This is a genomic window from Salinisphaera orenii subsp. orenii MK-B5 (assembly GCF_003788635.1).
Lineage (GTDB): Bacteria > Pseudomonadota > Gammaproteobacteria > Nevskiales > Salinisphaeraceae > Salinisphaera > Salinisphaera orenii.
Window position 1 is genome coordinate 125,329 of record NZ_AYKH01000034.1, and the last position, 11,639, is coordinate 136,967.

Consider the following 11,639-nt stretch of genomic DNA (forward strand, 5'->3'; position numbering starts at 1 on the left):
GCGCGGGGCGGACCGGCGTTCGCGTATAGCAAGCGGTTGCCGTCGGCGCGGGCCGGGATACACATCTGGGCCCTGTACGCGGCGTTTCCGGCACAGACCGGGGCGGCCACGGAGCGCGTGTCGACAGCCCGCGTGGAACGCTTCCGGCCACGGGGCCGTGGCCGGACGGCGGCGAAACGATGGTCGCCCCGGCCATGAAACCGAACCGACATGATCACGGTCCGATGACATCGGGCCCAGGCCCGGGTACACGGCGAGACAGGAACCAAGCGCCCATGTTCATCATGCACATCGCCCTGCAGGGCTGTCTGCGCGCCCACGATGTCGAGTACGGCATCACCGCGGATACCGGCGGTCACATTCGCTACCTGCTCGAGCTCGTTCAGGCCTCCGCGCGCGATCCGGACGTGGAGCGCATCGAGATCGTCACCCGCGCCTTCGAGGCGGGTTTCACCGACGGCGACTATCGGCGCGGCTGCGAATACATCAACCCCAAGGTGCGCATCGTGCGCCTGCCCACGCCGGACCCGGGCTATCGCCCGAAAGAGCAGCTCTGGGACCAGCTGCCCGCGTTCGCCGACGCATTGGACGACCATATCGACGGCCTCGAGCGTGGCCCCGATCTGCTCCACGCGCACTACGCCGACGCCGGCGAGGTGGCCGCGCGCCTGAAGGCGCGCCGCGGGCTGTCGTTCGTGTTCACCGCGCATTCGCTGGGCCGGCCCAAGGTGGGCTACGCCGCGGCCATCGGCTCGACCCGGGCCGATGCGATGACGCCGGCGCTCGAACGTCGTATCGGCTTCGAGAATACCGCCCTGCGGGAGGCGGATCTGGTGATCGCCTCCTCGCGCGACGAAGCCGAGCTGCAGTACGCCGACTATCCGGACTACGTGCCCGGGCGCATCCGGGTGATCCGCCCGGCCAGCGACCTGCAGACCTTCGAGCGTGCCCGGCCCACCGAGCGCGTCGAGCGCATGCTGGGGCGCTTTCTCAGCGAGCCGGACAAGCCCGCGCTGCTGGCAATCGCGCGCCCGGTCACGCGCAAGAATCTGGCGAACCTGATCCGGGCCTACGGCGAATCGCCGGCGCTGCAGGCGCGCGCGAATCTGGTGATTCTGGCCGGCGGGCGCCAGTCGCTCGACGCCCTGGAGCCCGAGATCGCCGACAACCTGCGCGAGATGCTGGCGCTGATCGACCACTACGACCTCTACGGCCGCGTGGCCTATCCCAAGCAGCATCGCGGCGCCGACGTGCCGGCGGTCTATGCCTGGGCGCGCGAACGCCGCGGCGTGTTCGCGAACGTGGCCTTCAACGAGCCGTTCGGCCTGACCCTGCTCGAAGCCGCGGCCAGCGGCCTGCCGGTGATCGCCACCGACAGCGGCGGCCCCAACGACATCATCGAGCAGTGCGACAACGGCGTGCTGGTCAACCCCTGTGCGACCGATGCGATCGCGAAAGCCGCGCGCGATATGCTCGGCGATCCCGAGCGCTGGCAGCGCTACGCCGACAACGGCCGCCGCGCGAGCGCGATCTTCGACTGGCCGCGGCACGTGCAGCACTACCATCGCCTGATCAGACGACTGCTCGGCCGTGCCGATACCGCCCGCGAAGTGCCGCGGCGCACGCGCTACCGTGCCCCGGCCGACGCTGCGCCCGAGGCGCTGCTGATCTGCGACATCGACGGCACGCTGGTGGGCTGCAGCCACGGTATTCACGACTTCAACGGCTGGCAGCCCGGCCAGTCGCGCATGGCGTTCGGCGTGGCCACCGGCCGCAGTTTTCACAGCGCGCTGCAGATCCTCGAGCAGTCCGATATCGACTGGCCGCGTTTTCTCATCACCTCGGTCGGCGCGGAGATCCACTGCCTGAACGCCGACGGCGTGACCTATCGGCTGGATACCGACTGGCAGGCGCATATCGACGCCGGTTGGTCGCGCGAGGCCATCGTCGACGCGCTGGCGGAGCTGTCCGAGCTTACGCCCCAGAGCGCGCTCGAACAGCGTCGGCACAAAATCAGCTATCTCTGCCCGGGCGGCCTCGCGATCGCGCCGAAGATACGAGGCGTGCTCGCCGCCCGCGGTATCGAAGCCACCGTGATCCACAGCCACGACCGCTTCGTCGACGTGCTCCCCGCACGCGCCTCCAAGGGCGGCGCCGTCGCCCATCTGGCCGCGAGCCACGGCATCCCGCACGCGCGCGTCTACGTCGCCGGCGACTCCGGCAACGACATCGAGATGCTGCGCGCGCTGCCCTGCGCGATCATCGTCGCCAATTACCGCGACGACCTCACCACCGTCCCCGGCCTGGACCACGCCTACCTCGCCCGAGCCGACCACGCCCGCGGCGTGATCGAAGGCGTCGAGCACTTTCGCGCGCGGAGTAACGTGTCGTGAGGTAAAGGCACGGCCGCTGGGTGTGAGCGGCAGCACCAACGGACGTGCAATTGCAGATTTTCAGGCAGCGAACGTCCGGCTCGGCCTCCTGCGTCACGAGGCGCTTTTCTTAGCTGCCTACGCGGCAGCGAACCTGCGCGTGTGGGACGCGGGCTGGCCGGAATCTTTCTTAGCTGCCTACGCGGCAGCGAACAGGTAGATGTTGCAGACGCGGTTGCGCGGGATTTTCTTAGCTGCCTACGCGGCAGCGAACGAACCACCGCTGGCAATCGTTCGAATCCCCTTTTTCTTAGCTGCCTACGCGGCAGCGAACGTCACCACCACCACCATCGCGATCGAGCGCAATTTCTTAGCTGCCTACGCGGCAGCGAACGCGTCGGATACGCTCTCGAACGCCGGGCAATATTTCTTAGCTGCCTACGCGGCAGCGAACCTGCCGCGCCGCGTGACCGTGATCGCGGTGCATTTCTTAGCTGCCTACGCGGCAGCGAACGCGAGCTCGCGGGCGCTCGCGCCGGAGTGGTATTTCTTAGCTGCCTACGCGGCAGCGAACCTGATCACGGCGCCGGGGTCGCTCACGGTGCCTTTCTTAGCTGCCTACGCGGCAGCGAACCGCGCCGTCTCCGGCCTGCCGGCGCACGTGGATTTCTTAGCTGCCTACGCGGCAGCGAACGAATGCAGGCTCAAGATCAGCTGCGCCATCTTTTTCTTAGCTGCCTACGCGGCAGCGAACGCCATGCCTGATCTGCTGACCGCCCGCCAGCTTTTCTTAGCTGCCTACGCGGCAGCGAACGCATGCGGTCAATAGCATCGAGAGCGCGATCATTTCTTAGCTGCCTACGCGGCAGCGAACTATGCCAGCCGGAGCAGCCGCAGCGAATCCGTTTTCTTAGCTGCCTACGCGGCAGCGAACTCACAGTGCAGATTTGATTTCCTGCACGGGCTTTTCTTAGCTGCCTACGCGGCAGCGAACGAGACGCCGAGCAGCCGCTTTTTGAACTCGGATTTCTTAGCTGCCTACGCGGCAGCGAACCGGCCGCGTTTGCGCAACTCGCCGGGGACGCTTTTCTTAGCTGCCTACGCAGCAGCGAACGACGTGGCGCGCATCGGGTATGACCCGGTGACTTTCTTAGCTGCCTACGCGGCAGCGAACGCGGTGAACTCCGGGGCGTTTCCTTGGGTGTTTTTCTTAGCTGCCTACGCGGCAGCGAACGGAAATCAGGTCGATTTCGTCGCTCAGGTCTTTTTCTTAGCTGCCTACGCGGCAGCGAACCACCGCTGGCAATCGTTCGAATCCCCTTTTTCTTAGCTGCCTACGCGGCAGCGAACCCGTCATACGTCACGTGGTAGAGCCAGCCGTCTTTCTTAGCTGCCTACGCGGCAGCGAACGCCTACGGCGTCTCGGATTTCATCGTCGTGTCTTTCTTAGCTGCCTACGCGGCAGCGAACGACATGCCGATAGTGGCTGCCGTCGACATCAATTTCTTAGCTGCCTACGCGGCAGCGAACTCGCCGGTCTGGCAGGACACCCTGGCGGTGACTTTCTTAGCTGCCTACGCGGCAGCGAACCTGGGCGTGCTCGGTCTGCCAGTAGTCGGTCCTTTCTTAGCTGCCTACGCGGCAGCGAACTGCACGGGGATGGGCGAGGGGGTCGCGCAGCTTTTCTTAGCTGCCTACGCGGCAGCGAACTCATCACTCGCACCCCGGGCCGATCTGGTCCGTTTCTTAGCTGCCTACGCGGCAGCGAACGCGCGAATGGGGCTTTCACTGCCCCAACGGCTTTTCTTAGCTGCCTACGCGGCAGCGAACGCCGGACATCTCCTCCAGCTCGCCGTCGGTCATTTCTTAGCTGCCTACGCGGCAGCGAACGAGATGCACAAGCAGCTGGGGGAACTGCTCGATTTCTTAGCTGCCTACGCGGCAGCGAACGGCGCCCTGTCCGGCCACGCCGGCAAGCGCATTTTCTTAGCTGCCTACGCGGCAGCGAACCCCGATCGGATTGTCGTCGGACAGAACGGCTTTTTCTTAGCTGCCTACGCGGCAGCGAACACCAACAAAGCGATCTCAGCAGACAATTTAGATTTCTTAGCTGCCTACGCGGCAGCGAACCGTTTATGGGAATACGTCAACACCTTTATTAATTTCTTAGCTGCCTACGCGGCAGCGAACCTCGGACCCGCGACCAGATCGCGAGACATTCATTTCTTAGCTGCCTACGCGGCAGCGAACGACTCATACAAGCACCCCGCGCTACCCGGCCCTTTCTTAGCTGCCTACGCGGCAGCGAACTCGTATCCGTTCATCGATTTTCAAGACGAGCATTTCTTAGCTGCCTACGCGGCAGCGAACCCGGCGGCGGCGGTCATGCGTTCGATGTTCATTTTCTTAGCTGCCTACGCGGCAGCGAACGGCGCCGAGTTGGTCGCGGCGCATGCGGACTATTTCTTAGCTGCCTACGCGGCAGCGAACCTGCAGGGTTCGCGGGTCCATGTGTCCGAGCATTTCTTAGCTGCCTACGCGGCAGCGAACGAAGAGCGTGACGCCGTGGCCGCTCTCGCCAATTTCTTAGCTGCCTACGCGGCAGCGAACAGCGCGTGGCAGAAGCTCCAGCGTAACGCGCTTTTCTTAGCTGCCTACGCGGCAGCGAACCGCTTCAGCAACAGTTTGCCACCGCCGCACAGTTTCTTAGCTGCCTACGCGGCAGCGAACACCAGCGTTTCGATCAGCTCCGCGCGGTTCTTTCTTAGCTGCCTACGCGGCAGCTAACGCGTCGATGATCTGGAGTTTGTCGGCAAACAGTTTCTTAGCTGCCTACGCGGCAGCGAACGCTCGAACAGCCCGACGCCCGACAATGACCTTTTTCTTAGCTGCCTACGCGGCAGCGAACTCGATGCACCTGTGCGAGCAGTTCCAGGCGATTTTCTTAGCTGCCTACGCGGCAGCGAACCAGCCGCCTACGGCATCCTCGACGGCGCGGCATTTCTTAGCTGCCTACGCGGCAGCGAACGTCGGCGGCGTACTGATCGGCGGCGCGTTTCATTTCTTAGCTGCCTACGCGGCAGCGAACCACCGTACGTCACGGGCAGCAAGAAGATTCTCGTTTCTTAGCTGCCTACGCGGCAGCGAACGCCCCGATTCGGAGGTCGAACTGTAATGCGATTTTCTTAGCTGCCTACGCGGCAGCGAACTCCATGAATCGCCGGACGCGGTCGTAATGTTCTTTCTTAGCTGCCTACGCGGCAGCGAACTGCAACTCATGGCCGACGAGGCGCGCCGGCGTTTTCTTAGCTGCCTACGCGGCAGCGAACGGACTGCCGCGGGGCCCTGCGCCATCGCGGCCTTTCTTAGCTGCCTACGCGGCAGCGAACGACCAGCTGACCGCGGATATCGCCCGTCTCGTTTTCTTAGCTGCCTACGCGGCAGCGAACTTTCAGGACGCGGAGGCCATACGGCGGAACAATTTCTTAGCTGCCTACGCGGCAGCGAACTCATGCCCGCGACCGCTCGAGATCCGGGGTACTTTCTTAGCTGCCTACGCGGCAGCGAACCGCGATCTACCGTTCACCGCGACCCTCGCCAATTTCTTAGCTGCCTACGCGGCAGCGAACCCCTCCACGCCGATGCCGAGGCTCGCGAGAATTTTCTTAGCTGCCTACGCGGCAGCGAACGCGAGCAGCTGGCGGTGCGCGCCGGGGTGGCATTTCTTAGCTGCCTACGCGGCAGCGAACACCTCGGCATCGCCACTGGAGCTGTTGCGGATTTTCTTAGCTGCCTACGCGGCAGCGAACTATCGCCCCTGGACGGCCCCACACGGCGTGCTTTTCTTAGCTGCCTACGCGGCAGCGAACGGGCGGGATATGGCACATGCCTACAAATTCGTTTTCTTAGCTGCCTACGCGGCAGCGAACATCATCTGAAAAAGGTGCGGCGACAATCGTTATTTCTTAGCTGCCTACGCGGCAGCGAACGCTCACCCGCCCATTCGACACGGCGTGCCACTTTTCTTAGCTGCCTACGCGGCAGCGAACCGCTCGGTTTCGGCATCGACCAGCAGGACAAATTTCTTAGCTGCCTACGCGGCAGCGAACCCTTGCTGCCTGGCGGTCTTTTCGCTGTATCCTTTCTTAGCTGCCTACGCGGCAGCGAACCTCATGGTGATCTAGCGCCGACTCGACACACTTTTCTTAGCTGCCTACGCGGCAGCGAACGATGGAAAAACTCGGGTATGGGTGGGCCTACCTTTCTTAGCTGCCTACGCGGCAGCGAACGTCGTCGTGGCCGACTGGACGGATCATAATCATTTCTTAGCTGCCTACGCGGCAGCGAACGTTGTCGGGCGTTGGGTTATTCGATGCGTCTTTTTCTTAGCTGCCTACGCGGCAGCGAACTTCGATCGGTCCGGGCTGGCGTCCTCGCCGTATTTCTTAGCTGCCTACGCGGCAGCGAACCTCAGGACGAGCTCGACCCCGCGACTGAATATTTTCTTAGCTGCCTACGCGGCAGCGAACCCGGACGTCGAACGGGCCTACGAGCGGTTCCATTTCTTAGCTGCCTACGCGGCAGCGAACAGACCGCGTTGAATCCCACACATCGGCCTCGATTTCTTAGCTGCCTACGCGGCAGCGAACTTTGCTCTAGCCGGTCTTGGTCGTGGCTCTTGTTTCTTAGCTGCCTACGCGGCAGCGAACCTTAAGATTTCGAGTCTCGCGTCGGTTTTTCCTTTTCTTAGCTGCCTACGCGGCAGCGAACGATTTCTGCTTTGTGCTCATGAGCCTCGTTACTTTCTTAGCTGCCTACGCGGCAGCGAACCAGGCCGAGCGTCTGTGGGCGATGCCTTGGAGTTTCTTAGCTGCCTACGCGGCAGCGAACGCTGGCCAGTTGTAAAGGATTTCTTTACTGCTTTTCTTAGCTGCCTACGCGGCAGCGAACGCTGCGATCAGTGCACGCTCATGAGCGTCTCTTTTCTTAGCTGCCTACGCGGCAGCGAACAAAAAGCCCCATCAAGCGGGGGAGCACTTGATTTTCTTAGCTGCCTACGCGGCAGCGAACGCGCGGGAGTCTCGAATCTGACGACTGCGTTCTTTCTTAGCTGCCTACGCGGCAGCGAACTAGAGACATATATTTACAAGCTATTGATTTTTAAAGAACGGCGGCAGTACAGGCGCATTTCCCCCTATTTATCGGGGAAGCGCCAAGTGACTGATTTATAGACTATACGTTTGGACGCTGAGAAAAAGGGTCAAAACCATGGGATGGTCGCGCCACGACTGAGCCCGTATGTGTTGAATTGGCCAGGTTCGGGATTCGGCTGAACGGGGCCGTGCTCGATGAACAGACTGAAACGTTGGCCGGTGCTTGTACTGCGTATCTGTACGAACGGTAGTGACACGCGTTGTTCGACGCTGTCGGGGATGCGTTCCAGGACGGTGGCTTCTGACTCGTTGTGCCGGCGCATACGCCGTCGCCGCAGACGTTCTGCATTGGTCTTGAACTGCCGCCGCGATACGGTGCGGTGTGAAGCATCCGCAGGGGCCGGCGCTACTTCGCCGATCTCGGCGTATTCCCGCATGCCGCCGAGCCAGGCGGTGGCCATGAGTGAATCCAGGTCTGTTGGCGTGGCATGGATACGTAATCGGTTGCCAATGTCTCGCGGTTGCAGTCGATGGGCCGGAAAACTCACGCCGATCGCGCTCGCATCGAGCGCGACAAGTCGGCGATGCAGTTTCGAGAACAGGGCGCCCATGAGTTGGCCTGCGGGAAAATCCGGGTCCGGCCGAAGCTGGATGTCGACGTAATGCGATGTCATCAGCCGCCCTCCCCGAAGACGCCGCCACGGATCAAGGTGGCCATGACGAAATGCTGCTGTTCCGGCGCGGGCTTTTCGTCCTTGAGCATCCAGCGATCGAGCAGCGTGTAGAAGTCGACCTTGGCTTTCGGCTGACGGTAGGCGGTGCCTTGTGTCGTGACGGATCCGTAGGGTTCGACCGCGATCGGACCGAGCGCGTTGCTGTCGGCGTCCGGGTATTAGGTGTCGACGGTGCGCAGGGCGTTGCCGAGTTTCTGTGAATGCATGCCCGCAATGCCGTCGACAGAGTAGAGCGTCTTGGATTTGTCACCACGGCTGCGATCGAGGATGAGCTCTTGCGATGGGAATACTTCCTGACCAGCGCCGACGCGGGCGAAGGCGGTAATCTCGAACAGGGCATACTGTTCGCCCGCCAGCCCGTCCGCGATCTGTGCGGCCAGTGCGTCCACGGATGACTGAGCGGCACCGTGGGCCTCGAAACGGCGAAGATCGAAGGCCAGTGCATCAAATGTCCATTCATATTCGGTCTTGCCCTTCACGAGCTGGCGAACACGGACTTCGACTTCTTCTGCCACCAGCCGGTTGCGCCAGAGGAAGCGGCCGTTGGCGATATTGTGGGCGTAGCGCTGTGCGAGCGTGCCGAAGCCGTGCTCGGATGCGTAGCCGGTTACGGCTTCCGACAGACGTTGTTCGTACGCGGCGTTGTTGCAGGCGGAAGGTTTGCCGGCCCCGCCGAGCACGCGCAGGCTGAACCGGGCCTTGAGCGTGTCGGCGTCGTGCGGGAGAGTGGCGACGTCCACCGTCTGCAGATTCGGGTTTTCGATCGCCGCGTCGAGTTTAGCCGGGTCCTGGTCCTTGGCCTTGAGTCGGTTGGAGATCGTGCCGCGCACGGATTTTTCGCGCAGTGTCACCGCCGGCCAGTCGGCGCTCTGGCCGCGGGCGTCCCAGTCGCCGGCATGAAACAGGGCGTCGGATGGGTCGAGCTTGCGCTCGAAGGCGAGTACGGAAGCGGTCTTGGGTGCGTCGTCTTTCTTGGCCATGATGATTCTCCCCCTAGGAGTGTTTGTGGTCGCGATAGTCGTTGTTCAGGCGATACACGCCGTGCTCGAGGTCGTTGTCGACGTACCAGAGCAGTGACTCGGGTCGATCGAGACGGTGTGGACTGACCCACTGGCCGATCGAGTACAGGCTTTCGACAAAACGAAACGGTGTCGTCGCGTCGCGCGCGTTGGCGACTTCACCGGGCTCGTGGGTACTGAGCGTGCCGTAGCCGATCGGAATGGGTACATGCCACCCCGGTGTGCTGCGGACCTCCCAGCGATGCGCGCCGTCATCTGCGTCGATGACGCACTGGTGGTGGAGCCGGGCGAAGTCCAGCCAGGCATCGAGACGCGACGCGCCGGGGGCCGTCGTCTGGAGCGCGTCCAGACGATCGGTCAACGCCTGCTCATTCAGCACGAGCGCAAAGCCGGGCAGTAGTCGGCTGCGGTGCTTTCGAAACATGGCTTCGTATTCGTCGGCATCGTCCGGCATGGAGACGAGCTGTGGGTGGCGCTTCGTGTCGTTACGGGGAATCACGCTGCCGCCGGCGATGCGCATGCCGTGCACGATGTCGTCGATGCCCTCGGCGATGTGTGCGGTGCGACCCTTGTCTGCCCTGCAGTTATCGCCGCTGACGGCGAATACGAGGCTGATGTCCATGTGCATGCGGCCCTCTTCGGCGATGGCCGCGGTGTCGCCGTCCTTGTTCACGGGGTTGCGGGTTAGATGAAACTGCTGAAGGTTGTAGCCGGCGGATGAGGACAGGATTTCGTGGCTGTGACACACCACGCCGATCTGTTCGAGTTGCAGATAGAGATCGTCCGGCAGCTTGCGTTCCAGCGCATGCATGAAGCCCACGAAGGCGCTCATGGCCGGAAATCCCCAGGTCAGCGGGCTGGAAATGGCGTTCGCGTTCTGTACCCGCAGCCGGGGCAGAATCAGAAGGTGGCGGGGCTTACTCATCGTCGAATACCTCGGCGAGCGCGGCGAGTTCTTTCTCGAGCTGCGCCTGCCAGTCCTTGCGAGCGCTCTCGAGTGCATTCCTGACGTTGGTGTCGTTTTCGGCCGCTCTCGCGAAGTGGCGATGTTCCGCATCGCCCATGCGCAGTTTCCGATGGCGGTCGAGGCGCGCGTTCAGCCAGCGGCTGAAGTCCTGGCACATCTCGGGTAGCCATTCGGTTTCGACCAGGGTCTCGGCGAACTCGCGGTCCATTTCTGCGCGATGCGGGTCGAGCCAGCACTGTTGTTCGATGGGTAGGCGGCACTGCCAGTCGTCGGTCCAGCCCGGCGGCAGTTGATGCATCTCGCTCGTGAACACGATCAGCTCGTCGACGAGTTCCGCAGTGAGCTGATCGCGATAGTCGCGCGTGTGCATGTTGCGGGTCGGGTCTTCGGCCAGGAAAGTGCCGAGTTCGCGGATCGTGGCGCGCACGTTGCGGCGTCGGCCATAGGCGTTGAACGCCGAGGACGAGCGGATCGGTGCGACGGCGCGGGATCGCCAGAGCGGCGGCGCCGATCCCAACAGATAACTGTTACCGCCGCGTTCGCTGTTCAGCTGTGAAATGTTCTGCGGTTTGCTGCCGCCGAAACGCTGCACGGCCAGGCCGGGATAGTCGCAATACCCGGTTTCGCTGGGCTGGTCCTTTCGCCGTGCGTCGCGGGCCGCTTTCGCTTCGTCCGAAAAGCGGTCGCGATTGATGGTCTGGAAGACGCGATGGGCCAGCGAAGTTGCATAGAGCGGTGCCAGCAGATGGAAGTCGTCGTTCACGGCCGGGTCGTCGCCGACCAGCCAGAACAGTTGCTTGCCGCGCGTATGCGATGCGTACCGGCCGCCCGGCTCGGTGATCGTCGCAAACTGCTGCATACGCTCGCGACCGGTCTGGGGGTCGTCGCTCAGGGCGGCTTCTAGATCCGGATCGGACTGTTCGACGCGTTCCAGGAGCGTGCGACCGTCGACGTCGATCTTCAGGAACTTGAAGACGTCCAGAGCGGCGGCGTTGCCGACCACGTCCACCGTGAATTGGTCACCGAGCAGGTCGGTGCCGACGACAGCGCCCGGCCGCGGGGCGCCGGGCGGCGCGTACACGCTGGAGCCCTTGGCGTCGGGATGAATCGGTTTGAGCGAGTGGGTCACCACCTGGAGCTGGGCCACCCGTCGGGCGGCGTCCGCGAGCCAGTGTTCGTAATCGAATTGGGCGACCAATGCTTCGTGCTTCGGGTCGTCCTCGGCGAGCTTCTCGACCTTTCCTGCCAGGCGCTCGCTCAAGAATTCCTGAATGGTCAGACGTAGTTTTTCTGTTTCATTGGTGCTGCCCCGCATATCCCCTCGCGCACGCGTTGTTGGTCGATGACTCTGTTGTCCCAAGACTAGTCATCGGCTGGGTCAATGCATGACCTTT

General features: G+C 62.9%; 4 protein-coding genes, 1 pseudogene and 1 CRISPR repeat array. Of the genes and pseudogenes, 1 reads left to right on the forward strand and 4 read right to left on the reverse strand.

Features of this window, described 5'->3' with window-relative positions:
• The first annotated feature begins 275 nt into the window (after positions 1-275).
• Positions 276-2,393 carry an HAD-IIB family hydrolase gene (locus SAOR_RS12725; protein WP_123631766.1) on the forward strand — a complete coding sequence of 706 codons (2,118 nt, stop codon included), beginning with the start codon at positions 276-278 and terminating at the stop codon, positions 2,391-2,393.
• A 105-nt stretch (positions 2,394-2,498) separates the two neighbouring features.
• Positions 2,499-7,502: a CRISPR direct-repeat array (repeat unit 28 nt; unit sequence TTTCTTAGCTGCCTACGCGGCAGCGAAC).
• Positions 7,503-7,632: 130 nt separating this feature from the next.
• On the opposite strand, the gene cas6f is transcribed toward SAOR_RS12725, so the two are convergent.
• From cas6f to csy1, 4 genes and pseudogenes are all read right to left on the reverse strand, one after another.
• Complete coding sequence (gene cas6f, locus SAOR_RS12730; protein WP_123631767.1) at positions 7,633-8,199, reverse strand: type I-F CRISPR-associated endoribonuclease Cas6/Csy4; 567 nt, start codon at positions 8,197-8,199, stop codon at positions 7,633-7,635.
• Positions 8,199-9,239 (reverse strand): annotated as a pseudogene (gene csy3 / locus SAOR_RS12735) (type I-F CRISPR-associated protein Csy3). The gene cas6f and the pseudogene csy3 overlap by 1 nt, the downstream one beginning before the upstream one ends.
• A gap of 13 nt (positions 9,240-9,252) precedes the next feature.
• A complete protein-coding gene (gene csy2, locus SAOR_RS12740; protein ID WP_123631768.1) occupies positions 9,253-10,203 on the reverse strand; it encodes a type I-F CRISPR-associated protein Csy2 in 951 nt (316 codons plus the stop codon).
• On the reverse strand, positions 10,196-11,560 hold the full coding sequence (gene csy1, locus SAOR_RS12745; RefSeq protein ID WP_123631769.1) for a type I-F CRISPR-associated protein Csy1: 1,365 nt from the start codon (positions 11,558-11,560) through the stop codon (positions 10,196-10,198). Before csy1 ends, csy2 begins: the two co-directional genes overlap by 8 nt.
• Positions 11,561-11,639 lie beyond the last annotated feature (79 nt).